Genomic DNA, 21,623 nt, shown 5'->3' on the forward strand with positions numbered 1-21,623 from the left:
AGCGCCGAATAACAGTCACAAGTTGGGATAACGTAATTTGAGGGTGTAGCGGCATAACATTGGCAGAACAACATCTTTAACCTTTCACACCACCTGCCGTCAGTCCGTTGACCAGCCAGCGTTGAGCCAGCAAGAAGACGATGGTGATCGGTAATGCAGACATCACGGCAGCGGCGGCAAAGTCACCCCACAGGTAGTTTTGCGGGTTGAGGTATTGCTGCATTCCCACGGCCAGGGTGTAGCTGTTTACGTCACGCAGTAACAACGACGCGACCGGAACTTCAGTAATGGCAGCGATAAACGACAGGATGAACACCACCGCCAGAATCGGCACTGACAGCGGCAACAGGACAAGGCGGAAGGCCTGCCACGGTGTTGCACCATCCAGCGCCGCCGCTTCTTCCAGCGAACTGTCGATGGTTTCGAAATAGCCTTTGATGGTCCAGACATGCAGCGCAATCCCCCCCAGGTACGCGAAGATTACGCCGCCGTGAGTATTCAGGCCGATGAATGGAATGTACTCACCCAAACGATCAAATAACGCATACAACGCTACCAGTGAAAGCACCGCCGGGAACATCTGGAAAATCAGCATGCCTTTCAGCAGTGTCGCTTTACCAGGAAAGCGCATACGGGCGAAAGCGTAGGCGCAGGTGGTGGATAGCGCAACAATGCCAATCGCGGAAATTCCGGCGACCTTTACTGAGTTCCACAGCCACAGCAGTACCGGGAACGGCGGTGGCGTAATGCGCCCATCAGCCTGTTCAACGCTAAAACCTAACGCCAGTTTCCAGTGATCCCAGGAGATTTGTTCCGGGATCAGGCTACCAGTCGCGAAGTTCCCCTGACGCAGAGAGATAGCGACGACCATCAGCAGCGGGAACATAATCGCCGCGATAAAAAGTAGCAGTAGCAGATGAGTAATAAACAAACGTGCTTTTTGCGATTTCGGTTGGACCATTGCCATTTTTGTTATCTCCCTTAATCAAACTTCATTCGCGTGGCTTTCAGGTTGACGATCGCCAGCGCACCCACCAGCAGGAAGATCAGCGTGGCAATTGCCGCCGCCAGACCGAAGTCCTGACCACCGCCGCCTTCAAAGGCGATGCGGTAGGTGTAGTTAACGAGCAGGTCGGTATAACCGGCTGGCGTGGTAGTGCCAAGACGATCCGGGCCGCCGTTAGTTAACAGTTGAATCAGCACGAAGTTGTTAAAGTTAAAGGCGAAGCTGGCGATCATTAGCGGTGTGAGCGGCTTAATCAGCAGCGGCAGCGTAATTTTAAAGAAGTTCTGGAATGGACCTGCGCCATCCATTGCTGAGGCTTCATACAGATCGTCCGGAATCGCTTTCAACAAGCCCATGCAGAGGATCATCATGTACGGATAACCCAGCCAGGTGTTGACGATAATCAGCATCGTGCGGGCAGTGGTCGGATCGCTAAACCAGGCAGGCTTCACGCCAAATAGCGCGCTCAACATCATGTTGATTTCACCGAAGCTCTGGTTAAACAACCCTTTGAAAATCAAGATTGAAATAAACGATGGCACCGCGTAGGGCAGAATCAGCAGGACACGATAGACCGCTTTGCCGCGCAACGCTTCCCACTGCACCAGACACGCCAGAACCATGCCGACCGCCACTGTTAAAAAGACGGTGATTAGCGAGAACACCACGGTCCAGACGAAAATGGCGAGGAACGGTTTCTGAATGCCTTCGTCGGTGAAGACGCGGGTAAAGTTTTTCCAGCCGGTGGTCACGGTGTAACCGGGGCTTAACTTTTCATCGCCCCAGTTGCCGTCGGCGGTAATGGACTGGTAAAAACCAATTTGGTTATTCGGCCGATATTTCACACCGCTCTGGTTATTCGTCAGCGTGCCGTCACCGTCGAGTGTGTAGAGCGGCTGCGTGCCAGAAAACTGGCGCAGGGAGCTCATCATCACTTTGTTACCATCCGGCAGAATGGCAGTAATGTCACTCAGTGCCTGACGATTCTGGGTAATCACACGCAGATTCGCGCGCTCGCCTTCAGGCTGGGCGGCTGTTTCTTTTAGTTGCAGTTTTTGCTCGCCGCCAAATTTAAACGCGTCGGAGAGGTAATTTTTGCCAGTTTCGCCGTCGCTGAGCGCCAGTTGCCACTCATCGCCCGCCGGGTAAAGACCAAAGTTATAGGTTTTGCCTGCTTGCCAGGAGCGATCTAACAACACTTCCTGCGCACGTTCAAAAGTCAGCTGGTTAGTGCTGCTGTAGTTGGTGAAGGCAATGGCGATGGTGCAGACCAGAGGGAAAAGGACGAATAGCCCCATCCCAGCCATTCCCGGATAGACATAGCGCCAGGCGTAGGCTTTACGATTGGCGAAAATATAGAGCCCCGCTGAACTCAATATCAGCGTGGTAATGGCGAACAGGTATTCCCCTTGTGCGTACATTAAAACAACAAGGTAACCCACCAGCAGGCCGAGCAGACCTAACACTGACCATTTCAGCGCGTCGCTTTGCCACCAATGTTTCTTTTTAATGACATCCATGGGGTTCTTCCTCATTCCAGGACAGATAAAGCATTTACGCCTTATCCGACAACAACTGCCTGATGCGACGCTGACGCGTCTTATCAGGCCTACATACGTTTCGGTTTTGTAGGCCGGATAAGGCGTTTACGCCGCATCCGGCATTTCACTGCATTACTTGGTGATACGAGTCTGTGCATCTTTCAGCGCTGCATCCACAGTCTGACGACCGCTGGCGGCGTTGATCACGGCAGTACGCACGGCATACCAGAAAGCGGACATCTGCGGGATGTTCGGCATAATTTCACCTTTCTGAGCGTTATCCATGGTGGCGGCAATACGAGGATCTTTCGCAAGTTCATCCTGATAGGACTTCAGCGCTACTGCACCCAGCGGTTTATCTTTATTAACCGCTTCCAGGCCTTCGTCAGTCAGCAGATAGTTTTCGAGGAACTCTTTCGCCAGCTCTTTGTTCGGACTGGCGGCGTTAATACCCGCGCTCAGTACGCCCACGAACGGTTTGGATGGCTGGCCCTTAAAGGTCGGCAGTACCGTTACACCATAATTCACTTTGCTGGTGTCGATGTTGGACCATGCCCACGGGCCGTTGATGGTCATCGCTGTTTCGCCTTTATTAAAGGCGGCTTCTGCGATGGAGTAATCGGTGTCCGCATTCATGTGTTTGTTTTTAATCAGGTCAACCAGGAAGGTCAGACCCGCTTTCGCGCCAGCGTTATCCACGCCCACGTCTTTAATGTCGTACTTGCCGTTTTCGTACTTGAACGCATAACCCCCGTCAGCAGCAATCAGCGGCCAGGTGAAGTACGGTTCTTGCAGGTTGAACATTAGCGCGCTCTTACCTTTCGCTTTCAGTTCTTTATCCAGCGCTGGGATCTCTTCCCATGTTTTTGGCGGGTTCGGCAGCAGATCTTTGTTATAAATCAGCGATAACGCTTCGACAGAAATTGGGTAAGCAATCAGCTTGCCGTTGTAACGTACGGCATCCCAGGTAAACGGATACAGCTTGTCCTGGAACGCTTTGTCTGGGGTGATTTCAGCCAACAGGCCAGATTGAGCGTAGCCACCAAAGCGGTCGTGCGCCCAGAAGATAATGTCAGGGCCATCGCCAGTTGCCGCAACCTGAGGGAATTTCTCTTCCAGTTTATCCGGATGCTCAACGGTGACTTTAATTCCGGTATCTTTCTCGAATTTCTTACCGACTTCAGCGAGGCCGTTGTAGCCTTTGTCGCCGTTAATCCAGATTACCAGTTTACCTTCTTCGATTTTGGCGAGAGCCGAGGCGGAAAACATCATCGTCGTTAATGCGGATAATGCGAGGATGCGTGCACCTGTTTTTATTTTCATAATCTATGGTCCTTGTTGGTGAAGTGCTCGTGAAAACACCTAAACGGACTCTAGTTTCTTTATACGGCAACCTCTTTCCATCCTCCTTGCCCCTACGCCCCTCCGTTGCTTTGTGTGATCTCTGTTACAGAATTGGCGGTAATGTGGAGATGCGCACATAAAATCGCCACGATTTTTGCAAGCAACTTCACGAAATTCCTTACATGGTCTCGGTTTAGTTCACAGAAGCCGCGTTCTCATCCTCCCGCCTCCTCCCCCATAAAAAAGCCAGGGGGTGGAGGATTTAAGCCATCTTCTGATGACGCATAGTCAGCCCATCATGAATGTTGCTGTCGATGACAGGTTGTAACAAAGGGAGAAGGGCATGGCGAGCGTACAGCTGCAAAATGTAACGAAAGCCTGGGGCGAGGTCGTGGTATCGAAAGATATCAATCTCGACATCCATGAAGGTGAATTCGTAGTGTTTGTCGGGCCGTCTGGCTGCGGAAAATCGACTTTACTGCGCATGATTGCCGGGCTTGAGACGATCACCAGCGGCGACCTGTTCATCGGTGAGAAACGGATGAATGACACACCGCCAGCAGAACGCGGCGTTGGTATGGTGTTCCAGTCTTACGCGCTCTATCCCCACCTGTCAGTAGCAGAAAACATGTCATTTGGCCTGAAACTGGCAGGCGCGAAAAGAGAGCTGATTAACCAACGCGTTAACCAGGTGGCGGAAGTGCTGCAACTGGCGCATTTGCTGGATCGCAAACCGAAAGCGCTCTCTGGTGGTCAGCGTCAGCGTGTGGCGATTGGCCGTACGCTGGTGGCCGAGCCAAGTGTATTTTTGCTCGATGAACCGCTCTCCAACCTTGATGCCGCACTGCGTGTGCAAATGCGTATCGAAATCTCCCGTCTGCATAAACGCCTGGGCCGCACAATGATTTACGTCACCCACGATCAGGTCGAAGCGATGACGCTGGCCGACAAAATCGTGGTGCTGGACGCCGGTCGCGTGGCGCAGGTTGGGAAACCGCTGGAGCTGTACCACTATCCGGCAGACCGCTTTGTCGCCGGATTCATCGGTTCGCCAAAGATGAACTTCCTGCCGGTAAAAGTGACCGCCACAGCAATCGATCAAGTGCAGGTGGAACTGCCGATGCCGAATCGTCAGCAAGTCTGGCTGCCGGTTGAAAGCCGTGATGTCCAGGTTGGAGCCAATATGTCGCTGGGTATTCGCCCGGAACATCTACTGCCGAGTGATATCGCTGACGTCATCCTTGAGGGTGAAGTTCAGGTCGTCGAGCAGCTCGGCAACGAAACTCAAATCCATATCCAGATCCCTTCCATTCGTCAAAACCTGGTGTACCGCCAGAACGACGTGGTGTTGGTAGAAGAAGGTGCCACATTCGCTATCGGCCTGCCGCCAGAGCGTTGCCATCTGTTCCGTGAGGATGGCACTGCATGTCGTCGACTGCATAAGGAGCCGGGCGTTTAAGCACCCCACAAAACACACAAAGCCTGTCACAGGTGATGTGAAAAAAGAAAAGCAATGACTCAGGAGATAGAATGATGATTACTCTGCGCAAACTTCCTCTGGCGGTTGCCGTCGCAGCGGGCGTAATGTCTGCTCAGGCAATGGCTGTTGATTTCCACGGCTATGCACGTTCCGGTATTGGCTGGACAGGTAGCGGCGGCGAACAACAGTGTTTCCAGACTACCGGTGCTCAAAGTAAATACCGTCTTGGCAACGAATGTGAAACTTATGCTGAATTAAAATTGGGTCAGGAAGTGTGGAAAGAGGGCGATAAGAGCTTTTATTTCGACACTAACGTGGCCTATTCCGTCGCACAACAAAATGACTGGGAAGCTACCGATCCAGCCTTCCGTGAAGCAAACGTGCAGGGTAAAAACCTGATTGAATGGCTGCCAGGCTCCACCATCTGGGCAGGTAAGCGTTTCTACCAACGTCATGACGTTCATATGATCGACTTCTACTACTGGGATATTTCTGGTCCTGGTGCCGGTCTGGAAAACATCGATGTTGGCTTTGGTAAACTCTCTCTGGCAGCAACCCGTTCCTCTGAAGCTGGTGGTTCTTCCTCTTTCGCCAGCAATAATATTTATGACTATACCAACGAAACCGCGAACGATGTATTCGACGTACGTTTAGCGCAGATGGAAATCAATCCGGGCGGCACGTTAGAGCTGGGTGTCGACTACGGTCGTGCCAATCTGCGTGATAACTATCGTCTGGTTGATGGTGCATCGAAAGATGGCTGGTTATTCACTGCAGAACATACTCAGAGTGTCCTGAAGGGCTTTAACAAGTTTGTTGTTCAGTACGCTACTGACTCGATGACCTCACAGGGTAAAGGTCTGTCGCAGGGTTCTGGCGTTGCGTTTGATAACGAAAAATTTGCCTACAATATCAATAACAACGGTCACATGCTTCGTATCCTCGACCATGGTGCGATCTCCATGGGCGACAACTGGGACATGATGTACGTGGGTATGTACCAGGATATCAACTGGGATAACGACAACGGCACCAAATGGTGGACCGTCGGTATTCGCCCGATGTACAAGTGGACGCCAATCATGAGCACCGTGATGGAAATCGGCTACGACAACGTCGAATCCCAGCGCACCGGCGACAAGAACAATCAGTACAAAATTACCCTCGCGCAACAATGGCAGGCTGGCGACAGCATCTGGTCACGCCCGGCTATTCGTGTCTTCGCAACCTACGCCAAGTGGGATGAGAAATGGGGTTATGACTACAACGGTAGCTCTTCAACCAACCCATACTACGGCAAAGCTGTTCCAGCTGATTTCAACGGCGGCAGCTTCGGACGTGGCGACAGCGACGAGTGGACCTTCGGTGCTCAGATGGAAATCTGGTGGTAATAGCAAAACCTGGGCCGGATAAGGCGTTCGCGCCGCATCCGGCATAAAAACAGGTTGTCATTATCTGAAAGGGGCGAAAGCCCCTCTGATTATCGGGTTTGGCGCGCTATTGCCTGGCTACCGCTGAACTCCAGATTTTGAGGTGAAAACAATGAAAATGAATAAAAGTCTCATCGCCCTCTGTTTATCAGCAGGGTTGCTGGCAAGCGCGCCTGGAATCAGCCTTGCCGATGTTAACTACGTACCGCAAAACACCAGCGACGCGCCAGCCATTCCATCTGCCGCGCTGCAACAACTCACCTGGACACCGGTCGATCAATCTAAAACCCAGACCACCCAACTGGCGACCGGCGGCCAACAACTGAAAGTCCCCGGCATCAGTGGTCCGGTTGCTGCGTACAGCGTCCCGGCAAACATTGGCGAACTGACACTGACGCTGACCAGCGAAGTGAACAAACAAACCAGCGTATTTGCGCCCAACGTGCTGATTCTTGATCAGAACATGACCCCATCAGCCTTTTTCCCCAGCAGTTATTTCACCTACCAGGAACCAGGCGTGATGAGTGCAGATCGGCTGGAAGGTGTTATGCGCCTGACACCGGCGTTGGGGCAGCAAAAACTTTATGTTCTGGTCTTTACCACGGAAAAAGATCTCCAGCAGACGACCCAACTGCTCGACCCGGCTAAAGCCTATGCCAAAGGCGTCGGTAACTCGATCCCGGATATTCCTGACCCGGTTGCTCGTCATACCACCGATGGCTTACTGAAACTGAAAGTCAAAACGAACTCCAGTTCTAGCGTGTTGGTGGGGCCTCTATTTGGTTCTTCCGCTCCAGCTCCGGTTACGGTAGGCAACACGGCGGCACCAGCTGTGGCTGCACCCGCTCCGGCACCGGTGAAGAAAAGCGAGCCGATGCTCAACGACACGGAAAGTTATTTTAATACCGCGATCAAAAACGCTGTCGCGAAAGGTGATGTTGATAAGGCGTTAAAACTGCTTGATGAAGCTGAACGCCTGGGGTCGACATCTGCCCGTTCCACCTTTATCAGCAGTGTAAAAGGCAAGGGGTAATTACGCCCCACAGTGCTGATTTTGCAACAACTGGTGCGTCTCCTGGCGCACCTTTTTTTATGCTTATTTCCTGGGATATGAGCGATTTTTTATAGTACTTCGCTTCTTCTTCACTAAGAATGTGCATTATCTCAATGCCATATCAGAGATTCTTTTCCTATCCCCGGTAGTGTCTGGACGCTCAGGCTACTTTTCCAGGTTATTTTATTTCTGTAATACAGAGGTTTTATGATAGGTCATATCACAAATTCTGGCGGCAATAACTCTTTGATGAAACATGATGTGGTGCAAGGAAATAATAAATTAGATCTTGATTTACTACGTAATTTCAATGGGGTACCAGGGTTAAATCGAGAAAATTTTATTTATATCAGCAATATATTTTTAAATATAAAACAACGGAACGAAAAAAATCATTCAATAAATATGTTTCGTGAAGTCTCAATCAGTAATGATATTATAAGCGTAAAATTTTATAGAAATGAAGAAATAGAATGTGCTTGTGATTTTCTGATGGATAAAGATGCGCAGGGGTATATCGACCTGTCTGATTTGGATTTAACAAGTTGCCATTTTAAAGGTGACGTTATTTCGGAGGTGTCTTTTTTATCGTCAAATCTACAACATGCAACTTTCGAATGTAAAGAAATTGAGAATTGCAATTTTACTAAGGCAACAGTTAATAATGTCATATTTAAATGTCGACGTTTACACAATGTGATTTTTCTCAAAACGAGTGGCGAATGTGTTGATTTTAGCCAAAATATTCTTGATACAGTTGACTTCTCGCAGAGTCAACTTGGTCATAGTAATTTTCGCGAATGTCAGATTAAAAATTCAAACTTCGATAATTGTTATCTTTATGCTTCGCACTTCACCAGAGCAGAATTTCTTTCTACCAAAGAAATATCATTTATTAAATCGAATCTGACAGCTGTTATGTTTGATCATGTGCGAATGTCGACAGGGAATTTTAAAGACTGCATTACAGAGAAATTGACATTAACGATTGATTACTCAGATATATTTGGTAATGAAGATCTTGATGGTTATATCAATGCCATTATCCAAATGATTAATACGTTGCCTGATAATGCAGTGAAATTAAAATCCGTTCTGGCAGTCAAACTGGTGATACAATTAAAAATTCTTAATATTGTTAATAAAAACTTTATTGAGAATATGAAAAACACATTTAGTCATTATCCTTATGTGAGCAATCCAATTATACGTAGCTATTTATATCATGATGAAGATGATAAGTTAGATATTTTTATGCGTCAACATCGTTTTAGTAAGGTGAAATTTGATGTCACACAGATGAATACTTTCATTAATAGATTTCGTGTGAATAAATGGTTGATTGATCAAAATAATAATTTTTTTATCCAACTTATCGATCAGGCTCTACGATCATCGGATGAGATTATCAGAGAAAATGCCTGGTATCTTTATAAAGAGTGGATACGCAGTGATAATATATCACCTATATTTAAAGAAGTTGACGATTATTTAAGAACATTTAACGCCAAGCAATTAACACGAAACGATAATATCTTTATCCTGTTCTCCTCTGTCGATGATGGGCCAGTTATGGTGGTAAGCTCCCAGCGCTTACATGATATGTTGAATCCTACAAAAGATACCCATTGGAATTCCCCCTACATCTTTAAATCCAGACATGAAATGCTGCCTGTTAATATTACTCCGGAAACACTTTTCGGCTCCACATCTCATGATGAACATGCGCTTTTCCCAATTTTTACTGCAAGTTGGCGAGCTATCCATAAAAAGAATAAAGGTGTGTAAGTAAAGGAAAACATCACCATTCCTGGCATCCCGGGCGGTGATGCCCCTATGGTTGCTCTTGCCAGCACGGGCATCGGCAAAGCGTAAGGTTCAACAGCGTTTTATCACTTCATGCGATTGTTGCGTTTTTGTTGCGCATTAGATCACTTAATTTGCTATACATCTCCCGTAAACACTTTTCTGCGATACAATGCCTTTACGTTATGTAACGGAGAGTTCGGCATGTCACACCCCGCGTTAACGCAACTGCGTGCGCTGCGCTATTTTACAGAGATCCCTTCCCTGGATCCGCAACTGCTCGACTGGTTGTTGCTGGAAGATTCCATGACGAAACGTTTTGAGCAGCAGGGAAAAACAGTGAGCGTGACGATGATCCGCGAAGGGTTTGTCGGGCAGAATGAAATCCACGAAGAACTGCCATTGTTGCCGAAAGAGTCCCGTTACTGGTTACGTGAAATTTTGTTATGTGCCGATGGTGAACCGTGGCTTGCCGGTCGTACCGTCGTTCCTGAGTCAACGTTAAGCGGGCCGGAGCTGGCGTTACAAAAATTGGGTAAAACGCCGTTAGGGCGCTATCTGTTCACATCATCGACATTAACCCGGGACTTTATTGAGATAGGCCGTGATGCCGGACTGTGGGGGCGACGTTCCCGCCTGCGATTAAGCGGTAAACCGCTGTTGCTAACCGAACTGTTTTTACCGGCGTCACCGTTGTACTAAGAGGAAAAAAATATGGAGTGGAGTCTGACGCAGAATAAGCTGCTGGCGTTTCATCGCTTAATGCGTACGGATAAGCCAATTGGCGCGTTACTGCTGCTCTGGCCAACATTATGGGCGTTGTGGGTGGCGACACCGGGCGTTCCCCAGCTCTGGATCCTGGCGGTGTTTGTCGCGGGTGTCTGGCTGATGCGCGCTGCCGGATGTGTGGTGAATGATTATGCTGACCGCAAGTTCGATGGTCATGTTAAGCGCACGGCGAACCGACCACTTCCCAGTGGCGCGGTAACAGAGAAAGAGGCGCGTGCGCTGTTTGTCGTGCTGGTACTGATTTCGTTTTTACTGGTGCTGACGCTGAATACGATGACCATTCTGTTGTCGATTGCCGCGCTGGCGCTGGCGTGGGTGTACCCGTTTATGAAGCGGTATACCCATCTACCGCAAGTGGTGCTGGGGGCGGCGTTTGGCTGGTCGATTCCAATGGCTTTTGCCGCTGTGAGTGAGTCGGTGCCGTTGAGTTGCTGGTTAATGTTCCTCGCCAATATTCTCTGGGCGGTGGCTTACGACACGCAGTATGCGATGGTTGATCGTGATGATGATGTGAAGATTGGCATTAAGTCCACTGCAATCTTGTTCGGCCAGTACGATAAATTGATTATTGGTATTTTGCAGATTGGCGTACTGGCGCTGATGGCGATTATCGGTGAGTTAAATGGCTTAGGCTGGGGATATTACTGGTCAATTTTGGTGGCTGGCGCGCTGTTTGTTTATCAACAAAAACTGATTGCCAACCGCGAGCGTGAAGCCTGCTTTAAAGCATTTATGAATAATAACTATGTTGGTCTGGTACTGTTTTTAGGGCTGGCAATGAGTTACTGGCATTTCTGATGATGTAAAAAAGCCGGATGATCATCCGGCTTTCTTCTGGGTTGCCTTATGCGCTGCGCTTCTCAGGCCTACACAACAGATCGCAATTTATTGAATTTGCAGATTATGGAAGGCCGGATAAGGCGTTTTCGCCGCATCCGGCAATTCTCTCTGATTACCCTTCGCCCTGCGTCGCACTCTCAATCGTCAAACGCACGTCTGATGTAATCAACTCCGCCAGCAATTGATAAACCTTCATCGTTTCTGCCGGTTCGGCGTCGCCGCTATCGCTGATATACCCTTCATCACGCAGTGTCAGCACCAGAGAACTGAACACCGCCTTGTCGAAGAACTCCGGCGCGTTGATACCGTGCAGCACGGAGAGACGTTGCGCGACGGTGCGGCTCTCTTTTTCCAGCGTACCGCGGTTGATCGACGGGTTGGTGCTCAACAGCCAGAAGGTGATGGCATAACGTTGCAGCGTTTCGCGCGCGCCTGCGGCCAGCAGCTGTAGCGTGCGAGAATGCGCCGGGTTGATATGCAATTCATTATCTTGCAGGGTAATCAGTCCCTGGCGCTGCATCTCATTTGCCAGCGCATCAATAACGTCCGGCAACTCGTCGCGATCCCAGCGCAGGAACAGCTCCGCTTTCAGCATTGGGTAAAGCACATTGACATGCTCCATCAATACGTCACGGGAGATGTGGCGATGCTGGGTGACAATTGCCGCCATCAGCGAAGGCAGCACCAACATATGCGCAATGTTGTTGCGATAGTAGGTCATCAGCACCGCTTGTTCGCGCGGCAGAATGATGATGTCGCCGATAGTGTCTTTCTCGACTTCAAACTTGTTCATTTGCAGCGCGTGATCGATAAGCTCGCTGGCGCTGGCTGAAGGAACAGTAGAGTCCGTGGAGTAAGGCACGTTGCGCATTAGATCCAGGTAGCAATTGAGTTGCTCGGTTAACTGCTCGCGAGTGAGTGAGCGCTGACGTGACGCCAGAAGCGCAGTGCAGCACAGGTTCATGGCGTTAGCCGCACCTGCGTTGTTGATGCGTACCATCAGATCGGCAGCAATGTTATTGACCGTCGGCGTTAACCAGGCCGGACGCACCGCTTCGATGGGATCGATAGATTCACGCCAGTCTGGTACGTGCTGGTTAAGGTAGGTCATCAACGGCATTGGTTCACCGAAGTTGACGTAACCCTGACCGAGATTACGTAGCTTGCTTAAACCGCGCAGCATCTGCGGCAGGCTCTCTTTCTCTTTCGTTGCACCGCGCAGTTCTTTGGCGTAAGTACCCACTTCCATGACGTGCTCATAACCGATGTAGATCGGAATCAGCGTAATCGGACGCGTGCCGCCACGCAGCATCGCCTGAATGGTCATCGACAGCGTACCGGTTTTCGGATCCAGCAAACGCCCCGTACGGGAACGACCGCCTTCCACAAAGTACTCGACGGAATAACCACGGCTGAACAGTTCGCCGAGATACTCACGGAAAACGGTGGAGTAGAGTTTATTGCCTTTAAAAGTACGGCGAATGAAGAACGCACCCAGACGGCGGAAAATCGGCCCGGCAGGCCAGAAGTTCAGGTTGATCCCGGCGGCGATATGCGGTGGCACCAGCCCCTGGTGATAGAGCACGTAAGAAAGCAGCAGGTAGTCCATGTGACTGCGGTGGCAAGGCACATACACCAGCTCATGACCGTCATGAGCCAGCTGGCGAACGCGCTCAGCGTTATGGACGTTAATGCCCTGATAAAGTCGGTTCCAGGTGAAGCCCAGAATACGGTCAGTCAGGCGAATCATCTCGTAAGAGAAATTCGCCGCAATCTCTTCCATCAGTGCAATGGCGTTCTGCTGCGCTTTTTCATGGGAGATTTTTTTGCTGCGCGCTTCATCTTCTACCGCTTTGGCAATGGCGCGGGAGGCGAGCAGCTTATTAAACAGATCCTGACGGGCAGGAAGACGTGGACCTACGGCAGCCAGACGCTGACGAGCAAAGTGCATACGCGCCACGCGCGCTAGTTTCTGGGCGATAGTTTTATCCGTGCCGTGTTCATCGGCCATGCGGCGCAGAGAAACTGACGGTGAGAAACGCACAAAACTGTCGCGACCGAGCCACAGTACGGCGAAAAATTTCTGCACGCCATTTAGCATACGCAGCGGTGGGTTCACTTCACCTTTTTCCCGCCCAGGCGCGCGACCGAACATCACCGATACCGGCACCATCTGCACATCCAGATTTGGATTGCTACGATGCAAATCAAGATAGTCGTGGAACAGCTTAATGGACTCTTCTTTCGGTGTGTAATAGGTGAAAACACGCGGCCCGCCGTGAATGAACACATAGCGCGGCAGTAGCGTGCCGTCAATCTCCAGCGGCTCTAAGGGGTCAGGCAGGTCATGTGCCAGACACTGGGCGCGCAACGTCAGCAAATCTGCTTTCGAGTTGTACGGTAAAACGTACATAATTGGACGAGAGGTATCCAGTCCCAGTTCCGGGGCAGGATCTGCCGGAATAGACTTGCTTTTTACCAGGATGCTTAATGGTAAATTCAGTAATTTGTAGTAAATTCGTGGCCAGCCGGACATAAACGATGTAAAGCCTCTGGTTAATAATGCAAATGCGCGGCAAGGATAGCAGAAACTCATGGGAAATTCTGTGGTATCCGCTCATGTTTCGCGCGGCGTTACGCAAACCCGAATCATCGGATTTAACGGTACACTGATATTGACGCTCATAATGTAAAAAGGTTCTTTCAATGGCCAATAATACCACTGGATTCACTCGAATTATCAAAGCTGCTGGCTATTCCTGGAAGGGGTTACGCGCGGCATGGATCAACGAAGCGGCATTCCGTCAGGAAGGCGTAGCGGTATTGTTGGCGGTGGTCATCGCCTGCTGGCTGGATGTGGACGCGATTACTCGCGTGCTGCTTATCAGCTCCGTCATGCTGGTGATGATTGTGGAAATTCTCAATAGTGCTATTGAAGCCGTGGTTGACCGAATTGGCTCTGAATACCATGAGCTTTCCGGACGCGCTAAAGATATGGGGTCCGCTGCGGTACTGATCGCGATTATCGTCGCCGTGATTACCTGGTGCATCCTGTTATGGTCGCATTTTGGATAACCCTTCCAGAATTCGATAAATCTCTGGTTTATTGTGCAGTTTATGGTTCCAAAATCGCCTTTTGCTGTATATACTCACAGCATAACTGTATATACACCCAGGGGGCGGAATGAAAGCGTTAACGGCCAGGCAGCAAGAGGTGTTTGATCTCATCCGTGATCACATCAGCCAGACAGGTATGCCGCCGACGCGTGCGGAAATCGCGCAGCGTTTGGGGTTCCGTTCCCCAAACGCGGCTGAAGAACATCTGAAAGCGCTGGCACGCAAAGGCGTTATTGAAATTGTTTCCGGCGCATCACGCGGGATTCGTCTGTTACAGGAAGAGGAAGAGGGGTTGCCACTGGTAGGTCGTGTGGCTGCCGGTGAACCGCTTCTGGCGCAGCAGCACATTGAAGGTCATTATCAGGTTGATCCTTCCTTGTTCAAACCGAATGCGGATTTCCTGCTGCGCGTCAGCGGGATGTCGATGAAAGATATCGGCATTATGGATGGCGACTTGCTGGCTGTGCATAAAACTCAGGACGTACGTAATGGTCAGGTCGTCGTCGCTCGTATTGATGACGAAGTTACCGTTAAGCGTCTGAAAAAACAGGGCAATAAAGTCGAACTGTTGCCAGAAAACAGTGAGTTTAAACCGATTGTCGTTGACCTTCGTCAGCAAAGCTTCACGATTGAAGGGCTGGCGGTTGGGGTTATTCGCAACGGCGACTGGCTGTGACATATCTCTGAGACCGCGATGCCGCCTGGCGTCGCGGTTTGTTTTTCATCTCTCTTCATCAGGCTTGTCTGCATGGCATTCCTCACTTCATCTGATAAAGCACTCTGGCATCTCGCCTTACCCATGATTTTCTCCAATATCACCGTCCCGTTGCTTGGGCTGGTCGATACGGCGGTTATTGGTCATCTTGATAGTCCGGTTTATCTGGGCGGTGTGGCGGTTGGTGCAACGGCGACCAGCTTTCTCTTTATGCTGTTGCTGTTTTTGCGCATGAGCACCACCGGGCTTACTGCGCAGGCTTATGGTGCCCAAAATCCCCAGGCATTAGCCCGTGCGCTGGTACAGCCGTTGCTGTTGGCTCTGGGGGCTGGGGCGTTAATTGCGCTACTGCGTACGCCGATTATCGATCTGGCGCTGCATATTGTTGGCGGTAGCGAAGCAGTGCTGGAACAGGCGCGGCGCTTTCTTGAAATCCGCTGGTTAAGCGCACCGGCGTCGCTGGCGAATCTGGTGTTACTTGGCTGGCTACTCGGCGTGCAATATGCCCGTGCGCCAGTAATTTTGTTAGTAGTCGGCAATATTCTCAACATAGTGCTGGATGTCTGGCTGGTGATGGGGCTGCATATGAACGTGCAGGGCGCTGCGCTGGCGACGGTTATTGCGGAATATGCAACATTGCTGATTGGTCTGCTACTAGTGCGTAAAATCATCAAAACACGCGGTATCTCCGGCGAAATGCTGAAAAAAGCCTGGCGAGGTAATTTCCGCCGTTTGCTGGCGCTTAACCGCGATATCATGCTGCGCTCGCTGTTGCTGCAACTCTGTTTTGGTGCGATCACCGTACTTGGCGCACGACTTGGAAGTGACATCATCGCGGTAAACGCGGTTCTGATGACGCTACTCACCTTTACCGCCTATGCGCTTGATGGTTTTGCCTACGCGGTTGAAGCGCATTCAGGTCAGGCGTACGGTGCGCGCGACGGGAGCCAGCTATTGGAGGTCTGGCGCGCAGCGTGCCGCCAGTCGGGGATCGTTGCACTGCTGTTTTCGGTGATTTATTTACTGGCAGGGGAACACATCATTGCGTTGTTGACGTCGTTAACCCAGATTCAGCAGCTGGCCGACCGCTATCTTATCTGGCAGGTGATTTTGCCATTGGTCGGTGTCTGGTGTTATCTACTGGATGGCATGTTTATAGGCGCAACGCGTGCGGCTGAAATGCGTAACAGTATGGCGGTAGCAGCAGCAGGTTTTGCCCTGACGCTCCTTACGCTGCCGTGGCTGGGCAATCATGGTTTGTGGTTGGCGTTAACTGTCTTTCTGGCGCTGCGCGGGCTTTCTCTGGCAGCTATCTGGCAGCGTCACTGGCGCAACGGTACCTGGTTTGCAGCAACGTGACGGTTAATAATTCTGAATAAATAATCCTGGGTAAAATTCCTGACTACACTTAATCTCACGTTCAGAAGAAAAGTGAGCGTACTCTCATTCACAACCTAACGATGAGGTCTTGATTATGAATAAAGATGAAGCCGGCGGTAACTGGAAACAGTTTAAAGGTAAAGTGAAAGAGCAATGGGGCAAACTGACCGATGATGATATGACGGTCATTGAAGGTAAACGTGATCAACTGGTCGGTAAAATCCAGGAACGTTATGGTTATCAGAAAGATCAGGCAGAAAAAGAGGTCGTGGATTGGGAAACCCGCAATGAATATCGCTGGTAATTAATCCCTTCTGCCCGACGTGTACAAGGATGTACGCCCTGTTAGCGAGATTTCTTTTTCACCTGAATAGAGTGGTCATGGTGGCACTGTTCAGGATGACGACACGCTTCTATTTCTACACATGCTGAACATAATCCATGTGCTTCAATCACATTATGCCGCAGGGCAAAACCCATTTTTGCCGCCAGCGTATGCATGATGTCCTCCACACCTTCCGCACACTCTTCTTTCACCGCACCGCAGCGATCGCAAATAAACATAGCTGAAGTATGCGTTGGCTGGTCGAACAGATGACAGAGCACATAGCTGTTGGTGGACTCAACTTTATGCACAAACCCTTGCTCAAGGAGAAAGTCTAGCGCGCGGTAAACCGTTGGCGGCTTGGCTTGCGGTTCAGCTTCGCGCAACAAATCAAGCAGATCATAAGCGCTGATAGCGCCATCCTGCAGACTCATCAGGCGTAACACTTCCAGGCGCTGCGGGGTCAGGCGCACATTACGCTGCGCACAGAGTTTTTCAGCCTGCGCTAATAATTCCTGCGTTGTGGTCTTTTCCATCGGGCACCTCAAGGTGTGGGTTAAGAATGTCCTTACTTTACCATGTTCCAGGAAAAACACCGAGAACCCTTATTGTTGTTGTAATGTTGATTTTCTGTTTCATAGGTAAGGTGTTGTATAGCCAGGTGACACCATTATCAACATGACAATAATTATTACTCCATTTTTAAATACATTGCTTGAAGTTAACTCGCTATTTATTTAAATGCGTTTGAAAGTATGCCTACAGATCAGAAATTATGAGCGGTTTTTGATAGTGACTTTTTGTCAAATGAATTATAAGAATGATACAGCTCGGTAAAAAGGTGGATAAATTATGTCAAGTATAATAGGAAGTTCAAGAGATTACTTTAATAAAAGCCTCAACTCAAATCAATACGATAATAAAAATGTAAGCTCGGAAAAACTTAAGGATATGTATAATAAATCGGTTGATTATGCAACGATGAGTAATCGCGCTGCGATTATTGCAAAAATAGATTTGTTTATTCAGAGTATTACCCATAATTTATGGACTGCAAGTGAAAAGAATGTTTCCTTAATTGGACGAATAAATGCTCTCAAAGATTGGGTTGACGAGTGTATTGTACAGTGCACTAATGAGCAATTAGGTGATCGTGACTATATTTCTGCATTTGTAGAACGGGCGATTTTTCATTATGCGATGGATTTTGTTTGTAATCCAATGGAAAATAGCGATGCAACTCTAATAGACAGGTGTACGTTCGATGTAATAAATCAGAATGACCTTCCCTCCGCAATTCAGCTATTTTATGATAAACCCTATGGTAAAGTACCTGTAGCGTCATTACATCTAAAAACTGTAAGCGAAGGTTTTTTAAATTTGGAAAATGCATATAAAGCAAAGAACGATGCTCGCTTAAAACCCTTGGCTTCCCTTTTACTTTCATTTTCATATGGTAGTGCATCAGCTGATATCATAGCAACAGCACGAAGAGTTAATGATTATTGTGAAAACTACATAACAAGTAAGATAAAAATATTATCTCGTCAAGTGATGAAAAAAAGCCTGATGGATATGAAAGAATTGGTAGATAAAAATGAACTGGATTTTAATTTAATTCTGAATGATAGGAAAAAGCAGGCTGAAGAAGACAATAAAGACATCACAGACATTACAAAAATGCAGGCTGCAGGTGAGACGTTAATTAAATTCGTTCAATCATTTGACCCAGACTCAACGGGACCCATTGTAATTGGCAAAGATATGAATGACAAAGATATAAATGACAACGATCTCATTAACGAAGATATTATTAAGTTCATTTATGACCTATTCGGTATTGTGTTAAAAAAATAAAATGTGAATTTTCTCTGTAGAATGGAATTTTTTACATAAAAGAACCCAATATTGCTTGGGTTCTTTTTTATCTATCATTGCCATTCGCCGCGAGATAGTTCAACACGCTTTTATGTATGATTTTTTATTTATCGTCGAAACTGAATTGCTTATCATTGCTTTTCACAACGCTAACATCTAATAAGATTATTTCTTCAATTCGCGAGAGCGTCACGCTTTGAAGGGATCTCATTTTTCTTTTTCAAAGAGCCAGGCGCTTCCTGTTGTTATGGTATAGTACCCCGCTATTGAGCCTCCTGAACAGTGATGCTGAATAACATAACTCCATGATATATCGTTAAAATAATCTCTACTTTTGAAAATGCACGGTAATTCTGAAATGCAAAAAATCAACCAAACCAGCGCAATGCCTGAAAAAACTGACGTTCACTGGAGTGGTCGGTTTAGCGTTGCACCAATGCTCGACTGGACGGACAGACACTGCCGTTATTTCCTGCGTCTGCTTTCCCGCAATACGTTGCTGTATACAGAAATGGTGACCACAGGGGCGATTATTCACGGTAAAGGTGATTACCTGGCGTACAGTGAAGAAGAACATCCGGTAGCGTTGCAACTGGGCGGTAGCGATCCGGCGGCGCTGGCGCAGTGTGCGAAGCTGGCAGAAACGCGCGGATATGATGAGATCAACCTGAATGTCGGCTGCCCGTCTGACCGGGTACAGAACGGCATGTTTGGTGCGTGCCTGATGGGCAATGCGCAGCTGGTTGCCGACTGCGTGAAAGCGATGCGCGATGTCGTATCGATTCCGGTGACGGTGAAAACGCGTATTGGCATCGATGACCAGGACAGCTATGAATTTCTCTGCGATTTCATCAACACCGTTTCCGGCAAAGGCGAGTGTGAGATGTTCATCATCCACGCACGTAAAGCCTGGCTTTCTGGGTTAAGCCCGAAAGAAAACCGTGAAATCCCGCCGCTTGATTACCCGCGCGTTTATCAACTGAAGCGCGACTTTCCGCATCTGACGATGTCGATTAACGGTGGTATCAAGTCGCTGGAAGAGGCTAAAGCGCATTTGCAACATATGGATGGCGTGATGGTAGGGCGCGAGGCGTATCAGAATCCGGGTATTCTGGCGGCGGTAGACCGAGAGATTTTTGGTTCCTCGGATACCGATGCCGATCCGGTGGCGGTGGTGCGTGCCATGTATCCGTATATTGAGCGTGAACTCAGCCAGGGAACTTATCTGGGCCATATTACCCGGCATATGCTGGGGCTGTTCCAGGGTATTCCTGGCGCGCGGCAGTGGCGGCGTTATTTAAGTGAAAATGCCCATAAAGCGGGTGCTGACATTAACGTGCTGGAACACGCGCTCAAACTGGTGGCAGATAAGCGTTAACTTTTCACCAAAAAGTAGTCAAATTCACCACGCCCTGCGCACCGTCGCGGGGCGTTTTGCTGTTAAATCAATAGATTATTTTTGGCATGATTCTTGTAATGCCAGCAAGAGATTTCATATTTGGGAGAGCATCATGCTGGAACTACTTTTTGTGATTGGCTTTTTTGTCATGCTGATGGTCACCGGCGTTTCGTTGCTGGGTATTATCGCTGCGCTGGTTGTGGCGACGGCCATTATGTTCCTCGGCGGTATGCTGGCATTGATGATTAAGTTGCTGCCGTGGCTGTTATTGGCGATTGCGGTGGTGTGGGTTATTAAGGCGATTAAAGCACCAAAAGTGCCGAAATATCAGCGCTATGACCGTTGGCGTTACTAAGGGATTGTGCGGACGATCACAACCTAAGGTTTTATCCTTAGAACAAAATAGGAATTGATAATCAAATCTGTCACTATTGCGCCTCTAACAGATTCATCGTGCTGTACCCTACATACAGCCGAACTATAAAAAGAAAGGGCTTCCCAGGTGGAAGCCCTATTTCTTTTATGGAATCAACAGGCTGGAGCCTTGCGTCGCCCGGCTTTCCAGAATCGCATGCGCACGCTGTGCATCCTTCAGCGGATATTTCTGTTGTTCGGCGACATCGACCTTAATCACACCGCTGGCAATCAAAGAGAACAGTTCATTACTGGCCTCGGTTAATTCCTCCCGCGTGGTGATATAGCCTTGCAGGGAAGGGCGTGTCACATACAACGAGCCTTTCTGATTGAGAATGCCTAAGTTCACACCGGTAACCGCACCTGATGAGTTGCCAAAACTGACCATTAAGCCGCGGCGTTGCAGGCAATCCAGCGACCGTTCCCAGGTGTCTCTGCCCACGGAATCGTACACCACGCGCACTTTCTTGCCACCGGTGATCTCTTTTAACCGCTCGACCAGATTCTCTTCGCGATAGTTAATAACCTGCCATGCGCCCGCTTTTAGCGCACTCTGCGCTTTTTGCGCGCTTCCCACGGTGCCGATAAGTTTCGCCCCAAGGGCTTTTGCCCACTGGCAGGCAATTAAGCCAACGCCGCCAGCCGCTGCGTGGAACAGGAACTGCTCATCAGGTTTAATTTCATAGGTTTTGCGCAGCAGATAATAAACCGTTAAGCCTTTCAGGAATGATGCCGCCGCTTGCTCAAAAGAAATTGCCGCGGGCAGAATCGCCGCTTTATCGGCATTGACGTTATGCACAGAGCTGTAAGCGCCTAATGCCGACTGTGCATAGACTACGCGATCGCCTGCCTTAATATGCTTTACACCACTGCCGACTTTACTCACGATGCCTGCCGCTTCGGTACCTAATCCGCTGGGTAGCGATGGCGGCGGATAAAGGCCGCTGCGGATATACGTGTCGATAAAATTGATGCCGATGGCTTTATTTTCGACCTGGATTTCATTCTCCGCCGGATCGGCAGGAGTGAACTCTACGGCTTGAAGTACTTCCGGGCCACCGTGCTTGTGAAATTCAATTCGTGTTGCCATGTGTCCTCCAGAACG

Annotated in this window: 19 protein-coding genes; 13 read left to right on the forward strand and 6 right to left on the reverse strand. The window is 49.2% G+C overall.

Features of this window, described 5'->3' with window-relative positions:
• Positions 1-76: 76 nt before the first annotated feature.
• From malG to malE, 3 genes are all read right to left on the reverse strand, one after another.
• On the reverse strand, positions 77-967 hold the full coding sequence (gene malG / locus FQZ95_RS04535) for a maltose ABC transporter permease MalG (RefSeq protein WP_001252058.1): 891 nt from the start codon (positions 965-967) through the stop codon (positions 77-79).
• 14 nt (positions 968-981) lie between these two features.
• Complete coding sequence (malF, locus tag FQZ95_RS04540; RefSeq protein ID WP_001353545.1) at positions 982-2,526, reverse strand: maltose ABC transporter permease MalF; 1,545 nt, start codon at positions 2,524-2,526, stop codon at positions 982-984.
• Positions 2,527-2,679: 153 nt separating this feature from the next.
• Positions 2,680-3,870, reverse strand: coding sequence for a maltose/maltodextrin ABC transporter substrate-binding protein MalE (gene malE, locus FQZ95_RS04545; RefSeq protein WP_000695398.1), 1,191 nt, complete (start codon positions 3,868-3,870; stop codon positions 2,680-2,682).
• Between the two features lie 364 nt (positions 3,871-4,234).
• On the opposite strand from malE, the gene malK reads away from it, so the two are divergent.
• The 6 genes from malK to ubiA all read left to right on the forward strand — a co-directional run bounded on the left by malK (position 4,235) and on the right by ubiA (position 11,248).
• A complete protein-coding gene (gene malK, locus FQZ95_RS04550) occupies positions 4,235-5,350 on the forward strand; it encodes a maltose/maltodextrin ABC transporter ATP-binding protein MalK (protein WP_160529920.1) in 1,116 nt (371 codons plus the stop codon).
• A 71-nt stretch (positions 5,351-5,421) separates the two neighbouring features.
• Positions 5,422-6,762: a maltoporin LamB gene (gene lamB, locus FQZ95_RS04555; RefSeq protein ID WP_000973662.1), complete on the forward strand. Its 1,341-nt coding sequence runs from the start codon at positions 5,422-5,424 to the stop codon at positions 6,760-6,762.
• A gap of 151 nt (positions 6,763-6,913) precedes the next feature.
• Entirely contained in the window at positions 6,914-7,834 is a 921-nt protein-coding gene (gene malM / locus FQZ95_RS04560) for a maltose operon protein MalM (protein ID WP_001355073.1), read from the forward strand.
• 228 nt (positions 7,835-8,062) lie between these two features.
• On the forward strand, positions 8,063-9,643 hold the full coding sequence (locus FQZ95_RS04565; RefSeq protein WP_160529921.1) for a SopA family protein: 1,581 nt from the start codon (positions 8,063-8,065) through the stop codon (positions 9,641-9,643).
• A gap of 222 nt (positions 9,644-9,865) precedes the next feature.
• On the forward strand, positions 9,866-10,363 hold the full coding sequence (ubiC, locus tag FQZ95_RS04570; protein ID WP_001353542.1) for a chorismate lyase: 498 nt from the start codon (positions 9,866-9,868) through the stop codon (positions 10,361-10,363).
• 12 nt (positions 10,364-10,375) lie between these two features.
• Complete coding sequence (gene ubiA / locus FQZ95_RS04575) at positions 10,376-11,248, forward strand: 4-hydroxybenzoate octaprenyltransferase (protein WP_000455227.1); 873 nt, start codon at positions 10,376-10,378, stop codon at positions 11,246-11,248.
• 154 nt (positions 11,249-11,402) lie between these two features.
• Here the strand turns inward: ubiA and plsB are convergent, their stop codons facing one another.
• Positions 11,403-13,826 (reverse strand): glycerol-3-phosphate 1-O-acyltransferase PlsB, encoded by a 2,424-nt coding sequence (gene plsB, locus FQZ95_RS04580; RefSeq protein WP_160529922.1) that lies wholly within the window; start codon positions 13,824-13,826, stop codon positions 11,403-11,405.
• 170 nt (positions 13,827-13,996) lie between these two features.
• Between plsB and dgkA the strand changes: the two genes are divergently transcribed.
• The 4 genes from dgkA (at position 13,997) to FQZ95_RS04600 (ending at position 16,806) form a co-directional block, all read left to right on the forward strand.
• On the forward strand, positions 13,997-14,365 hold the full coding sequence (gene dgkA / locus FQZ95_RS04585) for a diacylglycerol kinase (protein ID WP_000002907.1): 369 nt from the start codon (positions 13,997-13,999) through the stop codon (positions 14,363-14,365).
• Positions 14,366-14,474: 109 nt separating this feature from the next.
• Positions 14,475-15,083 carry a transcriptional repressor LexA gene (gene lexA / locus FQZ95_RS04590; RefSeq protein ID WP_000646078.1) on the forward strand — a complete coding sequence of 203 codons (609 nt, stop codon included), beginning with the start codon at positions 14,475-14,477 and terminating at the stop codon, positions 15,081-15,083.
• A gap of 72 nt (positions 15,084-15,155) precedes the next feature.
• Positions 15,156-16,481, forward strand: a complete 1,326-nt coding sequence (dinF, locus tag FQZ95_RS04595) for an MATE family efflux transporter DinF (RefSeq protein ID WP_001353541.1) — start codon at positions 15,156-15,158, stop codon at positions 16,479-16,481.
• Positions 16,482-16,596: 115 nt separating this feature from the next.
• The gene (locus FQZ95_RS04600) at positions 16,597-16,806 is read left to right on the forward strand and encodes a CsbD family protein (protein ID WP_001030595.1); all 210 of its coding nucleotides are present in this window, start codon (positions 16,597-16,599) and stop codon (positions 16,804-16,806) included.
• Between the two features lie 41 nt (positions 16,807-16,847).
• On the opposite strand, the gene zur is transcribed toward FQZ95_RS04600, so the two are convergent.
• Positions 16,848-17,363 (reverse strand): zinc uptake transcriptional repressor Zur, encoded by a 516-nt coding sequence (zur, locus tag FQZ95_RS04605; RefSeq protein WP_001353540.1) that lies wholly within the window; start codon positions 17,361-17,363, stop codon positions 16,848-16,850.
• Between the two features lie 316 nt (positions 17,364-17,679).
• Here zur and FQZ95_RS04610 point away from each other — a divergent pair, with 316 nt between their 5' ends.
• From FQZ95_RS04610 to pspG, 3 genes are all read left to right on the forward strand, one after another.
• Positions 17,680-18,684 (forward strand): DUF2713 family protein, encoded by a 1,005-nt coding sequence (locus tag FQZ95_RS04610; protein WP_160529923.1) that lies wholly within the window; start codon positions 17,680-17,682, stop codon positions 18,682-18,684.
• Positions 18,685-19,045: 361 nt separating this feature from the next.
• Complete coding sequence (gene dusA / locus FQZ95_RS04615) at positions 19,046-20,083, forward strand: tRNA dihydrouridine(20/20a) synthase DusA (RefSeq protein ID WP_001355080.1); 1,038 nt, start codon at positions 19,046-19,048, stop codon at positions 20,081-20,083.
• A gap of 133 nt (positions 20,084-20,216) precedes the next feature.
• Positions 20,217-20,459, forward strand: coding sequence for an envelope stress response protein PspG (pspG, locus tag FQZ95_RS04620; protein WP_000891404.1), 243 nt, complete (start codon positions 20,217-20,219; stop codon positions 20,457-20,459).
• A gap of 165 nt (positions 20,460-20,624) precedes the next feature.
• On the opposite strand, the gene FQZ95_RS04625 is transcribed toward pspG, so the two are convergent.
• Entirely contained in the window at positions 20,625-21,608 is a 984-nt protein-coding gene (locus FQZ95_RS04625) for a quinone oxidoreductase (protein ID WP_160529924.1), read from the reverse strand.
• Positions 21,609-21,623 lie beyond the last annotated feature (15 nt).

The organism is Escherichia sp. HH41S (assembly GCF_009820115.1).
GTDB lineage: Bacteria > Pseudomonadota > Gammaproteobacteria > Enterobacterales > Enterobacteriaceae > Escherichia > Escherichia coli_F.

Excerpts from the sequence above, each read along its gene's own strand:
- pspG (WP_000891404.1), top strand. The coding sequence starts at position 20,217 with ATGCTGGAACTACTTTTTGTGATTGGCTTTTTTGTCATGCTGATGGTC.
- FQZ95_RS04565 (WP_160529921.1), top strand. The coding sequence starts at position 8,063 with ATGATAGGTCATATCACAAATTCTGGCGGCAATAACTCTTTGATGAAA.
- lexA (WP_000646078.1), top strand. The coding sequence starts at position 14,475 with ATGAAAGCGTTAACGGCCAGGCAGCAAGAGGTGTTTGATCTCATCCGT.
- zur (WP_001353540.1), bottom strand. The coding sequence starts at position 17,363 with ATGGAAAAGACCACAACGCAGGAATTATTAGCGCAGGCTGAAAAACTC.
- FQZ95_RS04610 (WP_160529923.1), top strand. The coding sequence starts at position 17,680 with ATGTCAAGTATAATAGGAAGTTCAAGAGATTACTTTAATAAAAGCCTC.
- dinF (WP_001353541.1), top strand. The coding sequence starts at position 15,156 with ATGGCATTCCTCACTTCATCTGATAAAGCACTCTGGCATCTCGCCTTA.
- dusA (WP_001355080.1), top strand. The coding sequence starts at position 19,046 with ATGCACGGTAATTCTGAAATGCAAAAAATCAACCAAACCAGCGCAATG.
- FQZ95_RS04625 (WP_160529924.1), bottom strand. The coding sequence starts at position 21,608 with ATGGCAACACGAATTGAATTTCACAAGCACGGTGGCCCGGAAGTACTT.
- ubiC (WP_001353542.1), top strand. The coding sequence starts at position 9,866 with ATGTCACACCCCGCGTTAACGCAACTGCGTGCGCTGCGCTATTTTACA.
- malM (WP_001355073.1), top strand. The coding sequence starts at position 6,914 with ATGAAAATGAATAAAAGTCTCATCGCCCTCTGTTTATCAGCAGGGTTG.
- malF (WP_001353545.1), bottom strand. The coding sequence starts at position 2,526 with ATGGATGTCATTAAAAAGAAACATTGGTGGCAAAGCGACGCGCTGAAA.
- malE (WP_000695398.1), bottom strand. The coding sequence starts at position 3,870 with ATGAAAATAAAAACAGGTGCACGCATCCTCGCATTATCCGCATTAACG.
- FQZ95_RS04600 (WP_001030595.1), top strand. The coding sequence starts at position 16,597 with ATGAATAAAGATGAAGCCGGCGGTAACTGGAAACAGTTTAAAGGTAAA.
- malG (WP_001252058.1), bottom strand. The coding sequence starts at position 967 with ATGGCAATGGTCCAACCGAAATCGCAAAAAGCACGTTTGTTTATTACT.
- malK (WP_160529920.1), top strand. The coding sequence starts at position 4,235 with ATGGCGAGCGTACAGCTGCAAAATGTAACGAAAGCCTGGGGCGAGGTC.
- lamB (WP_000973662.1), top strand. The coding sequence starts at position 5,422 with ATGATGATTACTCTGCGCAAACTTCCTCTGGCGGTTGCCGTCGCAGCG.
- dgkA (WP_000002907.1), top strand. The coding sequence starts at position 13,997 with ATGGCCAATAATACCACTGGATTCACTCGAATTATCAAAGCTGCTGGC.
- plsB (WP_160529922.1), bottom strand. The coding sequence starts at position 13,826 with ATGTCCGGCTGGCCACGAATTTACTACAAATTACTGAATTTACCATTA.
- ubiA (WP_000455227.1), top strand. The coding sequence starts at position 10,376 with ATGGAGTGGAGTCTGACGCAGAATAAGCTGCTGGCGTTTCATCGCTTA.